The following is a 16055-nucleotide window of genomic DNA, read 5'->3' as shown; positions in this document are numbered from 1 at the left end:
AAAGCCATCTCCAAGGTCGGAGACGGCTTGTGTTCATGTGGATATAAAAAAGGCTCCCGAACAGGGAGCCTTCTACTCAAACGTCCCAGGAGGGATTCGAACCCCCGACCGTGCGCTTAGAAGGCGCATGCTCTATCCAACTGAGCTACTGGGACAAAAAGTGAAAAACAGAACAGAAATTAATATACCATGTAGCTAGCATTTAGGCAAGCACAATCTTCAAAAACTTGTCTTGCAGCAAAGAACGGATGTTACCGTTGATCTGTTCTTACATCTAATAGAAGGACATCCGACAGCTTGACCTATCTTAACCGTAGGGCGTTGCAGGAAGCAAACGTGATTCGCTTATGCTATAATTGACCCTCATCATTCATTACGAGAATTGCGAACGGAAGTTGGCCTGCGGGAAAGGGGGAATGACATATCGATCAGACGCGAAAGGCGGGCGTTGTGTTGCTTCCGAAAACGCTCGATCATTATCAGGAGCAGATTACCCGGATGTTGGAAAGCGAGCGTTACGGAGAAGCAATAGAGACATTGGAGTTTCTTTTGGGCTGCGAAGGGCAAGACGAGCAGCGGAGGCAGGAATGGAGCACTTTGCTTGAATGGTTGCGTGTCGCTTTTCCCGGCGGCGCTCAAGACGCCTATGGCAATGAGGCGGCACTGGCCGGAGAAGAACCGGAGAGCGAAGCGCAAGCCTTACAGCGCCGAACGCTTGAGAAGCAGCGGGAAAATCCCGGCTATGCTTTTGAATTGGTTCGCAGAGTGACAGAAGAACCGCTTACGGAACGTGGGCAAATCGCATTGGAGCAACTGGCTTATTTGGAAGGTGCGGAAACGGATCGGTTGCTGGTCGAATGGTTGCAGGCAGGAGAGCTGCATCCCTTGCTTCAGTTCCGTGGGCTACAGACGCTGAAGCGCCGCGGAGCTCAAGGTTCGGTCCGGCTTCCGCGCGAAGGCATTTCACTCGAGCTGGAAATCGAACGGACGCCGCTTACCCCCGGAGATTTTCCCCACGCCGTCGATGAAGTGTTGGAGCGTGTATCCGATCAGACGGATAATGAGTCGCCTTCCATGTTCTATTTCGCCCGTGAGTTGTGGATGCAGTTCATGATGGCGACGTATGGAACCCATGATTATGCCGTATTGATCCGCGGGGAAGAAGGAGAGTTGGACGCTTGGGCCGCAGCGCTGCACGCGCAGGCATCCGAGTCGTTGGGCAGTGACGGAAATGCGGATCGAATCCGGGAAGCCTATGGCATTACCGGAGAGCTGCGCTTCCGTTGTGAGCGCGCGGAACGGGCGCTTCGTGCATTCACGCAAGGCTCTTTGATTCGATAATCTGCGGGAAACGGTTACTTTTTTTGCGTTAAGTCTATGGATTTGGCTGTGCAGTGGCGTTGACGCTTGAAATCCGCTGCAAATTTAGTTATGATGGTATGGTTGTTGCGAGCGTGAACGTAGTGCCTTGTCAACGCTGAAAGTAAGGTTACGTTCGAATAAACTTAATCCTGCAAGTAAGAGTTGACAAGATAGTAGTGTGTTAAATTAACTTAATTGATAGCTAATTGTTGGAGGGGAATACTCAATATGACAGCAAGTTGGGAAAAAACGGAGAAAAACCTTGGCGTTCTCGAAGTTGAAGTATCGGTAGAACGCGTTGAAGCCGCACTTGATAAAGCATTCCAAAAAGTCGTAAAGAAAGCCAACGTTCCGGGCTTCCGCAAAGGCAAAGTGCCGCGGTCGATCTTCGAAGCGCGTTTTGGCGTGGAAAGCTTGTACAATGACGCCATCGACATTCTGCTGCCAGAAGCTTACAGCGAAGCTGTAGAAGAAGCGGGAATCTTCCCTGTCGACCGTCCTGAAATCGACATCGACCAATTTGGCAAAGGCCAAACGATGAAATTCAAAGCAAAAGTTACCGTTAAACCAGAAGTTAAACTGGGCGACTACAAAGGCGTAGAAGTACCGGTATCCGAAGTTGACGTAACGGACGCGGAAATTGCAGAAGAGCTGGAGCGTCTGCAAACTCGTTACGCCGAGCTGATCGTCGTTGACGAAGAAGCGGCAGCAAACGGCGACACCGTGTCCATCGACTTCGACGGATACGTAGGCGACGAAGCATTCGAAGGCGGCAAAGCTGAGAACTATGCACTTGAACTTGGATCGGGTTCGTTTATCCCAGGTTTCGAAGAGCAAGTCGTAGGCATGTCGACTGGCGATTCGAAGGACGTTAACGTAACGTTCCCGGAAACTTACCATGCAGCTGAACTGGCTGGCAAAGAAGCAGTCTTCAAAGTTAAACTGCATGAAATCAAGCGCAAACAGCTTCCTGAGCTGGATGACGAGTTCGCGAAAGACGTAAGTGAATTCGACACGCTCGACGAATACAAAACAGACCTGAAGACTCAAATCGCAGATCGCAAAAAACGCGAAAACGACGCAGCCCGCGAAAACGCGGTTGTTGAAGCCGTAGCGGCAAAAGCAGAAGTTGAAATTCCGGAAGCCATGATCGAAGGCGAAGTCGAAAACATGATGCGTGATTTCGACAACCGTCTGCGCCAACAAGGCATGAACCTGGAAATGTACACAAGCTTCTCCGGTCAAACGGTTGAAGATCTGCGTACACAAATGAAGTCCGACGCCGAGAAGCGCGTACTGAACAACCTGGTTCTGGAAGCAATCGCAAAAGAAGAAAACATTTCGGCATCTGAAGAAGATATCGAAAAAGAACTTCAAACGATGGCTGACATGTACAAACGCAGCATTGACGAAATCCGCAGCATTCTGGGTGCGAACGGTTCGCTCTCCAGCCTGAATGACGAAATCACTCTGCGCAAAACAATCGAATTCCTGCTTGAAAACAGCAAGGAAATCGCAGCATCGGCTGAGTAAGCAATAGCTTGACTTGCGCCTTGTCAACTTTGGATTCGAGGTCTAACCTTACCTTTGACGTTGACAAGGTGGTCGCATAGGCAAGGCACGTATGATCTTATGCGTGCCTTGCCTTTTTATCTCTTTCGATGTGGGAATTCATATTCTTGCGCCGAAAAATGACATTGGCATTTGAAAATGGTAAACTAGAGGCGTAGGATAGAAGCAAGTACCTTGTTAACTCTCGATAGCTTGCTTCACCTCCAGACACTGTCCCAATGAAAGCGAGGTTGATCGCATGAATTTAGTCCCTACAGTTGTTGAATCAACAAGCCGCGGCGAGCGCTCTTACGATATCTATTCGAGGCTCCTGAAGGATCGGATCATTCTGCTTGGCGATGCGATCGACGATCACGTAGCCAATCTAATTATTGCACAATTGCTGTTCTTGGCAGCCGAAGATCCCGAGAAAGACATCTACTTGTACATTAATTCCCCCGGTGGTTCTGTGACTGCGGGCATGGGTATATATGATACAATGCAATACATTAAGCCCGATGTATCTACGATTTGCGTTGGCATGGCAGCGAGCATGGGATCTCTTTTGCTGACGGCCGGAGCGCCGGGCAAGCGGTTTGCGCTTCCGAACAGCGAAGTCATGATTCACCAGCCACTCGGCGGTGTCAGCGGCCAAGCTTCGGATATTTGGATCCATACGGATTGGATCATCAAGACGAAGCAGAAGCTGAACAAAATCTATGTGGATACGACAGGTCAGCCCCTTGAGAAAATCGAGCGGGACACGGACCGCGACTTCTTCATGAGCGCCGAAGAAGCCAAGTCTTACGGACTGATCGACAAAATTCTTGAGCGACCGATTAATTCTTAATCCTCGAAGGGGTGGTTAGATGTTTAAATTCAACGAAGAAAAGGGTCAGCTGAAGTGCTCTTTCTGCGGTAAAACGCAAGAACAAGTACGGAAGCTCGTTGCCGGACCCGGCGTATATATCTGCGACGAGTGCATCGAGTTGTGCACGGAGATTGTAGAGGAAGAACTGGGTCATGAAGAGGAAGTGGATCTGAAGGATATTCCGAAGCCACAGGAAATCCGCGCAATCCTCGACCAATACGTAATCGGACAAGACCAAGCGAAAAAATCGCTGGCTGTTGCCGTTTACAACCATTACAAACGCGTTAACGCGCAAAGCAAATCGGAAGACGTGGAACTGCAAAAGAGTAACATCATGCTGATCGGTCCTACCGGTTCGGGTAAAACGCTGCTTGCGCAGACAATGGCCCGCATCCTGAACGTTCCGTTCGCGATTGCAGACGCAACTTCCTTGACGGAAGCCGGCTATGTCGGTGAAGACGTGGAAAACATTCTGCTGAAGTTGATTCAAGCAGCCGATTACGATGTGGAAAAAGCAGAACGCGGCATTATCTACATCGACGAAATCGATAAAGTTGCCCGTAAGTCGGAGAACCCTTCGATTACGCGCGATGTATCCGGCGAAGGCGTACAACAAGCCTTGCTGAAAATTCTTGAAGGCACAGTAGCTTCCGTTCCTCCGCAAGGCGGACGTAAGCATCCTCATCAGGAATTTATCCAAATCGACACTACGAACATTCTGTTCATTTGCGGCGGTGCATTCGACGGCCTCGAACAGATGATCAAGCGTCGTATCGGCAAAAAAGTCATCGGCTTCAATGCGGACGGCGAAGGCCAACGCGAATTGAAAGCTGGCGAATACCTGATGATGGCATTGCCGGAAGACTTGCTCAAATTCGGTCTGATTCCGGAGTTCGTTGGACGTCTGCCGGTTATCTCGACCCTGGCTCCGTTGGACGAAGAGACCCTGGTACGTATTTTGTCCGAGCCGAAAAACGCCCTGACCAAGCAGTACAAAAAGCTGCTTGAGATGGATAACGTGAATCTGGTATTCGAAGATGCGGCTCTGCTTGCGATTGCGGAAGAAGCAATCAAGCGCAAAACGGGTGCACGCGGTCTGAGAGCAATTATCGAAGGACTGATGCTTGACGTGATGTACGAAGTGCCTTCGCGCGACGATGTCACGGAGTGTGTCATTACCGAGAAAGTCGTCAAGGAGAAGGTTGTGCCTGAACTTGGCGAAGGTAAAGATAAAAAACGGGAAGAGAGCGCCTAAGGCGCCCTCTTTTATCACATAGGCCTCATGCCGAGCCGGTCAACCCTACATGGTTTGGCCGGTTTGCTATGAGTGTGTTAAACGGGTAAACGATCCAACGCCGCGTCATGCGTCCGGAATGGACGACATCTTGCTTTTTCCGATTTGGAGGTCGAATGAAATGTATTTAAGACATCAGACACGGCCCGTAAAGGTGGGCAACCTGGTTATTGGCGGCAGCGATGAAGTGATTATACAAAGCATGTGTACAACCAAGACGGCCGATGTCGAAGCGACAGTGGCCGAAATTCTTCGTTTGGAAGAGGCTGGATGCCAGGTTGTGCGGGTTACCGTCAATAATGACGAAGCGGCTGACGCAATCAAAGAAATCAAGAAAAAAATCAATATTCCGTTGGTTGCCGATATTCACTTCAATTACAAATTGGCATTGAAAGCAATCGAGAACGGCATCGATAAAGTTCGGATTAACCCAGGTAATATCGGGAAGCGCGAAAAAGTCGAAGCCGTCGTTAAAGCCTGCAAAGAAAAAGGAATTCCGATCCGTATTGGCGTAAATGCTGGCTCGCTGGAAAACCACCTGCTTGAAAAATACGGCTATCCGACCGCGGATGCCATGGTGGAAAGCGCACTGTTCCATATCGGTATTCTCGAAGAGCTGGATTTCCACGATATTATCGTTTCGCTGAAAGCTTCCGACGTGCCGATGGCTATCGAAGCTTACGGCAAGGCTGCACAGGTTATCCCTTATCCGTTGCATCTGGGCATTACCGAAGCCGGTACGCTTAATGCGGGAACGATCAAAAGCTCTGCCGGTATCGGTGCGCTGCTTTCGATGGGAATCGGTTCAACCGTGCGAATCTCGCTTAGCGCCGATCCTGTAGAAGAAGTGAAGGTAGCCCGCGAGCTGTTGAAAACGTTCGGTCTGATCACGAATGCGGCAACGCTGGTCTCCTGCCCGACTTGCGGCCGACTCGATATCGATCTGTTCTCGATCGCGAACGAAGTCGAAGAATATATCTCGCAGATCAAAGTCCCGATCAAAGTCTCGGTACTCGGCTGCGCGGTTAACGGCCCCGGCGAGGCACGCGAAGCGGATATCGGCATCGCGGGCGCCCGCGGCGAAGGCTTGTTGTTCCGCTATGGCAAGATGATCCGTAAAGTTCCCGAAGCCGATATGGTCGAGGAATTGAAGAAGGAGATCGACGCGATCGTCGTCGCGTACGAAGCGACAGGCAAGATTCCGGGTCGCGAAGAGCGGCATCAACCGAAAGCCGCGCAAGTCGAAGCGGAAACGACGCAGTAAGCGCATAATCGAAAACGAATGTACAGGCGGCATGCGGGGTTAGCCCGGCAAGCCGCCTTTTTTCGCAATATACGTCTGACGGTTTTGGTAGTCGCAGTAGCGATATGCTACACTTAACACACGCATAAAGATTGCAGATTGCATATGCACGATAAGCCTTTTGGGGGTGTGAAAACGATGGGATTGAGTAAACAGAAAAACCGCCGTTTTCCGTTGCTGCCTTTGCGGGGACTTCTCGTCTATCCGAGTATGGTGCTTCATTTGGATGTCGGACGGGAACGCTCGGTCAAGGCGCTGGAAAAGGCGATGGTCGACGATCACTTGATTCTTCTCTGCTCGCAGTCCGAGGTGAATATCGAGGAACCGGCGCAGGATGATATATTCCGAATCGGAACGGTTGCCAAAGTGAGACAAATGCTGAAGCTGCCGAACGGCACGATTCGTGTGTTGGTCGAAGGGCTGGAGCGTGCAGAGGTTCTGGAGTTTATTGAGGACAATACAGAGTTTTATGAAGTGTATGCCCGTGAATTGGCTGAACCCACGACCGAAGATCCGGAAGTCGATGCGCTGATGCGCACGGTATTGACCCAGTTCGAGCATTATATCAATCTGTCGAAAAAGGTAACGCCGGAGACTTTGGCTGCCGTATCCGACATTGATGAGCCTGGACGACTGGCGGATGTGATTACCAGCCATCTTCCGCTCAAGATCAAGGATAAGCAAGCCATTTTGGAAACGGTCGAATTCCGTCCGCGTCTGGAAAAGCTGCTCGATCTGCTCAACAACGAACGCGAAGTCTTGGAGCTGGAACGCAAGATCGGCCAGCGCGTGAAGAAGCAGATGGAGAAGACGCAAAAGGAGTATTACCTGCGCGAACAAATGAAGGCGATTCAAAAAGAATTGGGCGAAAAAGACGGACGGGCCGGAGAAGTCGAAGAACTGCGCGAGCAGCTTGAAAACGGCGAATTCCCGGAGAAAGTCCATGAGCGAATCAAAAAAGAAATCGATCGACTGGAGCGCATGCCGACCAGCGCGGCGGAAGGCGGAATCATTCGCGGCTATGTCGATTGGCTGCTGGCTTTGCCGTGGAGCAAAGAGACCGAAGACGTGCTCGATATCGTTCGAGCCGAAGATATTTTAAATGAAGACCACTATGGTCTCGAAAAACCGAAAGAGCGCGTACTGGAGTATCTGGCCGTACAGCAGCTCGTCAAAAAGCTAAAAGGCCCGATCCTTTGCCTTGTCGGTCCTCCAGGGGTCGGCAAGACGTCGCTGGCGCGCTCTATTGCCCGGTCGTTGGGACGGGAGTTCGTTCGCGTATCGCTCGGTGGGGTACGTGACGAAGCAGAAATCCGCGGCCATCGCCGCACCTATGTAGGCGCAATGCCGGGCCGCATTCTGCAAGGTATGCGCACGGCAGGTAGCTCCAATCCCGTGTTCCTGCTTGATGAGATCGACAAGATGGCTTCCGATTTCCGGGGCGATCCGTCTGCGGCATTGCTTGAGGTGCTTGATCCTGAGCAAAACAACACCTTCAGCGACCACTTCGTTGAAATTCCGTATGATCTGTCCAAGGTGATGTTCGTGACGACAGCGAATATGCTTCAGGGTATCCCCCGTCCACTGTTGGACCGGATGGAGATTCTGAACATCCCGGGTTATACGGAACTTGAGAAATTGGAGATTGCGAACCGTTACCTGCTTCCAAAGCAAAAACGCGAGCATGGCTTGAATGAAGAACAACTGGACTTGCCGCGGGAAGGCTTGCTGCAAATCATTCGGGAATATACGCGTGAATCCGGTGTGCGGAATCTGGAACAACAGATTGCTGCGATTTGCCGTAAGGCAGCCAAGCATCTGGTTTCGGGTCAAAGCGAACGGATCGAAGTCACCAAGGATTCGCTCAAAGAATACTTGGGCAATCCAAGATTCCGTTACGGATTGGCTGAGGCCGAAGATCAGGTCGGCAGCGCAACGGGCTTGGCTTGGACCGAAGTCGGCGGAGAGACGTTGACGATCGAAGTCAGTGTTCTGCCGGGGAGCGGAAAGCTTACGCTGACGGGTAAACTGGGCGATGTAATGAAGGAATCCGCACAGGCGGCCTTTAGCTATACGCGTTCCCGTTCAGAGCAGCTTGGGATTGACGGGCAGTTCCACGAGAAAAACGATGTGCATATTCATATTCCGGAAGGCGCGGTACCGAAAGACGGTCCGTCTGCGGGGATTACATTGGCAACGGCGTTGATCTCGGCGCTTACAGGTCGTGCAGTATCGAAAGATGTTGCGATGACCGGAGAAGTTACGTTGCGCGGACGGGTCTTGCCGATCGGCGGTCTCAAAGAAAAATCGCTTGCGGCGCATCGTGCAGGTTATAAAAAAGTGCTGTTGCCTGCCGATAATGAACGCGATCTACGCGATATTCCGGACAGCGTAAAAGAAGCGATCCAGTTTGTTCCCGTATCCCATATGGATCAGGTTCTGGAACATGCCTTGACCGATCAAGTGCTTGTGCCGCCTATGGCAGAAGCTTCCGAAATCCAGATCGAAACGCATTGAATCCAGGCTCGATTCCAAGCGGATCGAATATTGAAGTTGTGAGGACGGAAAAGCGATCGGTTTGCGCGTCGCTTTTCCACGTCCAAGAGAGGAATTTTCAAACATGAATGTAACAAGCTCCGAATTTAAGATCAGTGCTGTTGGACCCGCGCAATATCCGGTAGACGGTTTGCAGGAAATCGCGTTGGCCGGACGTTCCAATGTCGGTAAATCTTCGTTGATTAACCGTCTTTTGCGTCGTAAAAACCTGGCTCGAACGAGTTCGGTTCCGGGCAAAACGCAGCATATGAACTATTACCTGATCAATCAGTCCTTTTTCTTCGTCGATTTCCCGGGCTATGGCTTCGCAAAAGTATCGAAACAGCAGCGCGAAGTCTGGGGACAGATGATCGAGCGCTACATGCTGGAACGCGAGCCCTTGAAGCTTGTGCTGATGGTCGTCGATCTTCGCCATCCGCCGAGCAAGGACGATGTTATGATGTATGAATGGCTGACTCACTATGATCGTCCGATCTGTGTCGTGACAACCAAGGCGGACAAAGTTCCGAAAACCCGTTGGCAAAAACATGCGAAAGTGATCAAGCAGGACCTGGGTATGCGTCCCGGCGATCCGTTTGTCATGTTCTCGTCCGAGACCGACATGGGCAAGGAAGAGCTGTGGAAAATCATCGAAGACCATCTGGGCGAATTGAAGACGCTGGATCAGCGCGCGGCCGAAGCGGAAGCCGAGTCTGAAGCGACTGCATATGCCCAAGAAGATGCAATCGAAGAAGAAACGGCAGAATAAAGAGCAATAAGAAGAATAAGTTATAAAACGCTTACAATATGACTGCCCACAGTCGTATAAGCGCGAATTCAAAGCGAAGGCGGCTCCGGAGACGGGGCCGTCTTTCTATGTAAAGCGGGTATAATACAAGTAAACAATCCGATCCACCCCATCCTGAAGAATCGAGGGGATACGCTATGGCGCAGCGATTAGCTACGGAATTCGTAAAGGCCCGTTTACTGCTGCCGGAAAGCCAGATGTCGAGGTTCATGCAGCATATTCAAGATCCGCGCATTCATTGCCACGTGCGGGTGCTTGACGGCGGAAGCCGGGAGATCGTGCTTGAAGATGAAAGTGGCGAGGAAGTCAGGCTTCCTTTTGACCGCCGGCGCAATCTGTTCGTTTGCGAGCTGTCTTTTCGTCTCGTCAATCCGCGCTTGACGCATCTTATTCGCCAATTGTTTGTTGCGTTCAAAGGGGATGGGATGGTGCGCAGAATTTATCCGGGATTTGTCATGCTGGACTTTTATGCGGAAGGCTCGGTGCGTCGGATTATCGAACTTACGCCGGGAGCGAGCCGCCTGGTGTTCGAGCACCGTGATCAGATTCCGGAACTCGAATATCGCTTTGCTTCAACCGATATTGAATATGAGATTGCCTGTATCCGCGTGCAGGTAGACCGGTTGCTGGACTGGCGTCTTGCCACCCGAAGCGCCGAGGAAATCAAGCAAATTGACGCGCTGCTGTGCGAAGAGGCTTTCCGTTTGTTCAGCTTGGAAGCGTAGGATTGTTAACAAACATCGAATATTCATAAACATTTCATTTAATTTGCCAAAATGCAGGAAGGCGTTGTGATATACTTTATATAGTTTGTAGGAATGTTTATGTGGCAGCAATCCCAGATCAGGCGGTGAACTAGTTATGCACATCATGGTAGTCGGATTGAATTACCGAACGGCTCCAGTCGACATCAGAGAACGGTTTGCCATTGCGCAAGAGGACCTTTCGGAGGCGCTCGATCGGCTGAAAGAAACGAAAAGCGTCCTTGAAGGCGTAATTGTGGGCACCTGCAACCGGACCGAATTGTACGTCGTGGTGGACCGGCTGCACATGTGCGCTTTTTATATCCGCAATTTTATGGAGCAATGGTTCGGTATTCCGAAAGCCGAATTTACGCAACATCTTTATATTTACGAAGACGAGCGCGCAGTCGAGCATTTGATGAAAGTCGTTTGCGGACTGGATTCGATGGTACTCGGCGAGACTCAGATTCTTGGCCAGGTGAAGCAATCGTTCCTGACCGCGCAAGCGGAGAAGGCGACTGGAACCTGGTTTAATATGTTATTCAAGCAGGCCGTAACGCTCGGCAAGCGCGCGCATTCGGAGACTTCGATCGGCGAGAACGCCGTGTCCGTAAGCTACGCGGCGATCGAGCTGGGCAAGCGCATTTTTGGTATGTTTACCGACAAGAAGGTGCTGATCCTCGGCGCGGGCAAAATGAGCGAGCTGACCGTGAAGCATCTGTATGCCAGCGGAGCGGCGCAGGTTATCGTAGCGAACCGTACATTGGAAAAGGCCCGAGAGTTGGCTGGCCGGTTCAACGGGTTGCCTTGCACGCTTGAAGAAGGCGTAGCGATGCTTGGCGAAGTGGATATTGTGATCAGTTCCACCGGTTCTTCCGATTATGTGCTCACGCGCGAGCAGGTGAAGACTTTGGCAGCGGCGCGCCGTTCGCGCCCGCTCTTTATGATCGATATCGCGGTTCCGCGCAATATTGATCCGACGATTGCCGAACTTCCGGGCGTCTTTTTGTACGATATTGACGATCTTGAAGGCATCGTGGAGAGTAATATGGAACTCCGCCGCGCCGAAGCACTCAAGATCGAGCGCATGATCCGGCAGGAATCCGACAACTTCTATGGCTGGTTGAAGACGCTTGGCGTTCGTCCGGTTATCCGCGCCCTTCAGGAGAAGGCAACGGATATTCACCAGGAAACGCTGGAAAGTCTGTTCAACAAGCTTCCGGAGCTGGATGAGCGCCAACGCAAGGTCATCGGCCGATTGATGAAAAGCGTCGCCAACCAGATGATGCACGATCCGATCAATCGGGTCAAAGAGATGGCGGCGGATAAGAACGGTGCTGAAGCTGTCGATATGTTCACCCAAATTTTTGCACTTGAATCGAGACTGGAACAGGCGGAAGAAGCCGTGACCCGAGAGTCGGAAAAAAAGACTTTGGACACTCCGGTTTTTGCTCTGCGTCCGGCAGTCCTCTAGGTAGGTGAACGGCATGCTGCTGCTTGCGAGTTTGATCGAGTTGATGATTTACATTTATGCCCTGAGCCTTCTGTTCTATTTCTCCGATTGCGTAAGCCGCAGCGTGAGATCCCGGCGGATCGGCACGGGGCTTCTTGGCGTCACGGGATTACTGCAATTTTCGGTCATCGGCGTACGGATCGTATTGGAAAACCGAGTGCCGATGTTTTCGGTCTACGATTTTCTGTTCTTGTTCATCTTCGTACTCACCTTAGCCGGTTTCGGCCTGGCCTTGACTCAAAAAGCCGAATTCGTTGTGCTGCTACTCGGCATCGTCGGGTTTACAGCCAGCGTGCTTAACGAGTTTTGGTTTTCGGTCGGCGAACACGCGGAGCATATCGGGTATACCCAGCAGTTGTTGTTGATTCTTCATGTGGCGCTAGCGAATTTGAGCCTTGTGGCTCTGACGATCGCGGCGGTATTCGGCATCTTGTACCTTTTTTTGTATGCGATGTTAAAAAAGAAAAAATGGAACGATACGATCCGGCGGCTGCCGAGTCTTGAACAGACAGAGCGCTGGGCGCATCTCGCCGTACTGACAGGAACGCCGCTGCTTATCGTATCGCTATTGGTCGCTTTTATCATGATTGTGGCGCAAAAACGATGGGAGATGCTGCTCGATATCAAAGGCATTACGACATTCGCGGCGCTTGCCGTGTACGGGTTGTATTTCGTGTTGAAACGCACGCACAAGTATTCCGGCTTTTCGATCGCCAAGTGGACATTGGTCGGTTACGCGCTCGTGATCGTCAACCTGTTGAGCAACGCGTTTTCCGAGTATCATAAATGGAACGGGGGCTGAGCGGGTAATGACCGAGTATATGCCGATCATGATGGATCTAAGCGGGATGCGGGTTCTGCTAGTCGGCGGCGGGAAGATCGCAGGGCGCAAAGCCTCCCAATTGCTTGCGGCAGGAGCGGAATTGACGGTAATCAGCCCGGAGATCGGCGAGGAGGTCCGGGCATTGAAGCAAGACGCGGCGCTCAACTGGATCGCCCGCGAAGCCCAAACGGACGACGTGGAAAACTATAGGATCGTATATGCGGCCAGCGGCGACGAACAATTGAACGAGCGGATTGCCGAAGCGGCACGTCGCGGCGGAGCGCTCGTCAACGTCTCCAGCCGCGCCCGGTCGGGCAATTTTATTCATCCGGCCGTATTGAGACGGGGCAGGCTAATCGTAGCCGCTTCGACGTCAGGAGCCGGGCCATCCGCGGCGTCTGCGCTGATTCGGGAACTCGACGAACGTTTCGGCAACGAATACGAAACGTACGCCGAGTTTCTTTATATGATGCGGCAGACGATCAGGGCGAGTGTAAGCGAGCCGGAGGTTCGGCACCGTCTGATGCGAAAGTTGGCGGAAACAGATATACTGGACCATATCAGACAAGACACATTCGTGCCGTGGAGCGAGTCGCAAATGGCCGAATGGATCGAGACAGAGCGGGAGGAATAAAGGGAATGCGTACAATCGTAGTAGGGACAAGACAAAGCGCGCTGGCTTTAACGCAGACGAACCAGGTGATCGGGGCGCTGGAAAAGCTGGCGGCCGAGCTGCGCCTTGAGGTTTGTTTCGAAGTGAAGAAAATCGTGACCAAAGGGGATCAGATTCTGGATGTGACCCTATCGAAGGTTGGCGGAAAAGGTCTTTTCGTTAAGGAAATCGAGCAAGCGCTACTGAACGGCGAGATCGATATGGCGGTACATAGTATGAAAGACATGCCCGCGTTACTGCCGGAAGGGCTGGTTAACGGGGCTGTGCCGCTGCGTCAAGACCCTCGCGATTGCCTGATCTCCCGGGAAGGCGTCGATCTGGACGGTCTGCCGCACGGAGCGAAGGTCGGAACCAGCAGTCTGCGGCGTTCCAGTCAATTGCTCGCGTATCGCCCTGACCTGAAGCTGGAATGGATTCGCGGCAATATCGATTCGCGTCTGCGCAAACTGGAGACGGAAGGGTTCGATGCGATCCTGCTGGCGGCCGCGGGACTCAAGCGTATGGGCTGGGAAGATCGCATCACTTCGTATCTGCCGGTCGAGATTTGTTTGCCAGCGGTCGGACAAGGGGCATTGGGCATTGAATGTCGCGAAAATGACGCCGAGCTGCTGGAGCTGCTGGGTCATTATCAAGATGGCGATACCGCCCGTACCGTGGCGGCGGAGCGTTCGTTGCTTTCTGCGCTTAACGGAGGCTGCCAGGTGCCGATCGGTGCTTATGCGGTATTGGACGAAGACGGCGCAACCGTTCATCTAACCGGACTGGTCGGCAAGCCGGACGGAAGTCTGCTGCTCAAAGAATCCGCAACCGGTACCGATCCACAAGCATTGGGGCATGAAGTCGCTCGCTTGCTGGCAGACAGAGGTGCAGACGAGATTCTCGAACAGGCAAGGGGTTGAACCTATGGCAAACGAACCCAAACGTGTAGGGAAAGTGTATCTGGTCGGAGCGGGTCCGGGCGATGCCAAGCTGATTACGATCAAAGGGCTGGAGTGCATCAAAAAAGCCGATGTGGTCGTTTATGACCGTTTGGCGAGTCCGAGACTGCTGCGTCAAATGAAGCCGGGCGCGCGTAAAATCTATGTAGGCAAACGCACCGAGCGCCATACGATGAAGCAGGAGGATATCAATAAACTGCTGGTCGAATTGGCTCTGGAAGGACATGTCGTCGTTCGTCTCAAAGGAGGCGATCCGACCGTGTTTGGCCGTGTGGGCGAGGAAGCCGAAGAACTGCGCCAACACGGGATCGGCTACGAGATCGTGCCAGGCATCACGTCTTCGATCGCGGTTCCGGCTTATGCGGGCATTCCGGTTACGCATCGCAATCTGGCATCGTCTTTTTCCGTAGTGACGGGACACGAGAACCCGGAAAAGCTGGACAAGATGATCAAATGGGACAAAGTCACGAACGCGACCGGCACGCTCGTGTTCATGATGGGCGTGGCACAGATCGGGCATATTACCGCTCAGTTGCTTAAGCATGGCCGCCCGGCATCGACTCCTGTAGCCTTGGTTCGGTGGGGCACAAGAGCAGAACAGGAGACGCTGATCGGCACGCTGGAAAATATCGCGGAGAAGGTAGCGGCGCACGACTTTAAGCCGCCGGCCGTTATCGTGGTTGGCGATGTCGTCAGCCAGCGCGAACGCCTGCATTGGGCGGAGCAGATGCCGTTGTTCGGACGAAGGATTCTCGTGACGCGTTCGCGCAGTCAGGCAAGCGAGCTGGTCGACCGGATCGAGGAGCTTGGCGGCGAGCCGTACGAGTTCCCGGTCATCGAGACCGTTATGCCGGAAGGCGAAGAGAAGCTCCAGCCGATCCGGGAAGCTTTTGCGGAGATCGAGCGCTATGACTGGGTATTTTTTACCAGCGTCAACGGCGTCGAATACTTCTTCCGCCATCTGGACGAGCAGGGGCTGGATATTCGCGCGTTATACCGTGCGCGTATCGCGGCAGTGGGTCCGGCGACCATCGAAGCGCTGCGCATACGCGGTATTCGTAGCGAAGCGCCGCCGGAGACGTTTGATGCAGAGGGCATGGTCGAGGCCTACGGAGAGAAGCTGCTTGCCGGTCAACGCGTTCTGCTGCCTCGCGGAGATCTGGCGCGTTCCTGGTTGCCGCAGGCGCTGAGCGAACGCGGCCTTGAAGTGACCGAGCTTGATACGTACGAGACTGTATTGACCGGCGAAGACGATGAGGAATTGCTGGATCTGCTGCAAGACGGCAAAGTTCATGCGATTACGTTTACCAGCTCGTCGACGGTTCGCAATTTGGTAGCCGTGCTGAAACGTATGGGGCAGGAAAATGCCGTAGAGCTGCTGAATGCGTCGACGCTGGCCTGCATCGGTCCGCAAACGGCCAAAACGGCCGAAGAACTCGGTCTGCGCGTGGATCTGCTGGCTAAAGAAGCGACGATCGAAGGTCTGTTGGAAGCACTGTGTGCATGGAAAGCCTCGGCAGACGGAAAAGAAACGGGTATGTAACGTTAAGAGCGGCTTTTTGTATCAAACGAGAAGAAACCGTTCACCTTCCTGCAAGAGTTACGCGTATCGAACATCATCGACCCCGAATGTACGAAACG

Annotated in this window: 13 protein-coding genes and 1 tRNA gene; 13 read left to right on the top strand and 1 reads right to left on the bottom strand. The window is 52.5% G+C overall.

The genetic code is table 11. The annotated features are described in order from the left end of the window. Positions 1-81 precede the first annotated feature (81 nt). A tRNA-Arg gene (locus WKI47_RS04440) sits at positions 82-155 on the bottom strand. 298 nt (positions 156-453) lie between these two features. Between WKI47_RS04440 and WKI47_RS04435 the strand changes: the two genes are divergently transcribed. The 13 genes from WKI47_RS04435 to cobA all read left to right on the top strand — a co-directional run bounded on the left by WKI47_RS04435 (position 454) and on the right by cobA (position 15957). Further along, positions 454-1341 (top strand): hypothetical protein, encoded by an 888-nt coding sequence (locus WKI47_RS04435; RefSeq protein WP_340225958.1) that lies wholly within the window; start codon positions 454-456, stop codon positions 1339-1341. Between the two features lie 249 nt (positions 1342-1590). Then, complete coding sequence (gene tig / locus WKI47_RS04430; RefSeq protein ID WP_340225957.1) at positions 1591-2895, top strand: trigger factor; 1305 nt, start codon at positions 1591-1593, stop codon at positions 2893-2895. A gap of 277 nt (positions 2896-3172) precedes the next feature. Then, positions 3173-3763, top strand: coding sequence for an ATP-dependent Clp endopeptidase proteolytic subunit ClpP (gene clpP / locus WKI47_RS04425; protein WP_037290439.1), 591 nt, complete (start codon positions 3173-3175; stop codon positions 3761-3763). A 19-nt stretch (positions 3764-3782) separates the two neighbouring features. Continuing rightward, positions 3783-5039 carry an ATP-dependent protease ATP-binding subunit ClpX gene (clpX, locus tag WKI47_RS04420; RefSeq protein WP_340225956.1) on the top strand — a complete coding sequence of 419 codons (1257 nt, stop codon included), beginning with the start codon at positions 3783-3785 and terminating at the stop codon, positions 5037-5039. Positions 5040-5199: 160 nt separating this feature from the next. Further along, positions 5200-6342 (top strand): flavodoxin-dependent (E)-4-hydroxy-3-methylbut-2-enyl-diphosphate synthase, encoded by a 1143-nt coding sequence (gene ispG, locus WKI47_RS04415; protein WP_340225955.1) that lies wholly within the window; start codon positions 5200-5202, stop codon positions 6340-6342. A 177-nt stretch (positions 6343-6519) separates the two neighbouring features. Further along, positions 6520-8898, top strand: a complete 2379-nt coding sequence (gene lon, locus WKI47_RS04410) for an endopeptidase La (protein ID WP_340225954.1) — start codon at positions 6520-6522, stop codon at positions 8896-8898. 103 nt (positions 8899-9001) lie between these two features. Further along, positions 9002-9685: a ribosome biogenesis GTP-binding protein YihA/YsxC gene (gene yihA, locus WKI47_RS04405; protein ID WP_340225953.1), complete on the top strand. Its 684-nt coding sequence runs from the start codon at positions 9002-9004 to the stop codon at positions 9683-9685. Between the two features lie 176 nt (positions 9686-9861). Then, the gene (locus tag WKI47_RS04400; RefSeq protein WP_340225952.1) at positions 9862-10449 is read left to right on the top strand and encodes a non-ribosomal peptide synthetase module; all 588 of its coding nucleotides are present in this window, start codon (positions 9862-9864) and stop codon (positions 10447-10449) included. A 136-nt stretch (positions 10450-10585) separates the two neighbouring features. Further along, a complete protein-coding gene (gene hemA, locus WKI47_RS04395) occupies positions 10586-11941 on the top strand; it encodes a glutamyl-tRNA reductase (RefSeq protein WP_340225951.1) in 1356 nt (451 codons plus the stop codon). 13 nt (positions 11942-11954) lie between these two features. Further along, a complete protein-coding gene (gene ccsA / locus WKI47_RS04390; protein WP_340225950.1) occupies positions 11955-12782 on the top strand; it encodes a cytochrome c biogenesis protein CcsA in 828 nt (275 codons plus the stop codon). A 7-nt stretch (positions 12783-12789) separates the two neighbouring features. Further along, on the top strand, positions 12790-13437 hold the full coding sequence (locus WKI47_RS04385; RefSeq protein ID WP_340225949.1) for a precorrin-2 dehydrogenase/sirohydrochlorin ferrochelatase family protein: 648 nt from the start codon (positions 12790-12792) through the stop codon (positions 13435-13437). Positions 13438-13442: 5 nt separating this feature from the next. Then, complete coding sequence (hemC, locus tag WKI47_RS04380; protein ID WP_340225948.1) at positions 13443-14375, top strand: hydroxymethylbilane synthase; 933 nt, start codon at positions 13443-13445, stop codon at positions 14373-14375. A gap of 4 nt (positions 14376-14379) precedes the next feature. Further along, complete coding sequence (gene cobA, locus WKI47_RS04375; RefSeq protein WP_340225947.1) at positions 14380-15957, top strand: uroporphyrinogen-III C-methyltransferase; 1578 nt, start codon at positions 14380-14382, stop codon at positions 15955-15957. Positions 15958-16055 lie beyond the last annotated feature (98 nt).

It is taken from the genome of Saccharibacillus sacchari (assembly GCF_037722395.1).
Classification (GTDB): Bacteria; Bacillota; Bacilli; order Paenibacillales; family Paenibacillaceae; genus Saccharibacillus; species Saccharibacillus sacchari_A.
The sequence above is the reverse complement of the archived record's forward strand: the minus strand, read 5'-3'. Positions and strand labels throughout refer to the sequence as shown.

Coding starts and splice junctions, on each gene's coding strand:
- tig (WP_340225957.1), top strand. CDS start 1,591: ATGACAGCAAGTTGGGAAAAAACGGAGAAAAACCTTGGCGTTCTCGAA.
- clpP (WP_037290439.1), top strand. CDS start 3,173: ATGAATTTAGTCCCTACAGTTGTTGAATCAACAAGCCGCGGCGAGCGC.
- clpX (WP_340225956.1), top strand. CDS start 3,783: ATGTTTAAATTCAACGAAGAAAAGGGTCAGCTGAAGTGCTCTTTCTGC.
- ispG (WP_340225955.1), top strand. CDS start 5,200: ATGTATTTAAGACATCAGACACGGCCCGTAAAGGTGGGCAACCTGGTT.
- lon (WP_340225954.1), top strand. CDS start 6,520: ATGGGATTGAGTAAACAGAAAAACCGCCGTTTTCCGTTGCTGCCTTTG.
- yihA (WP_340225953.1), top strand. CDS start 9,002: ATGAATGTAACAAGCTCCGAATTTAAGATCAGTGCTGTTGGACCCGCG.
- WKI47_RS04400 (WP_340225952.1), top strand. CDS start 9,862: ATGGCGCAGCGATTAGCTACGGAATTCGTAAAGGCCCGTTTACTGCTG.
- hemA (WP_340225951.1), top strand. CDS start 10,586: ATGCACATCATGGTAGTCGGATTGAATTACCGAACGGCTCCAGTCGAC.
- ccsA (WP_340225950.1), top strand. CDS start 11,955: ATGCTGCTGCTTGCGAGTTTGATCGAGTTGATGATTTACATTTATGCC.
- WKI47_RS04385 (WP_340225949.1), top strand. CDS start 12,790: ATGACCGAGTATATGCCGATCATGATGGATCTAAGCGGGATGCGGGTT.
- hemC (WP_340225948.1), top strand. CDS start 13,443: ATGCGTACAATCGTAGTAGGGACAAGACAAAGCGCGCTGGCTTTAACG.
- cobA (WP_340225947.1), top strand. CDS start 14,380: ATGGCAAACGAACCCAAACGTGTAGGGAAAGTGTATCTGGTCGGAGCG.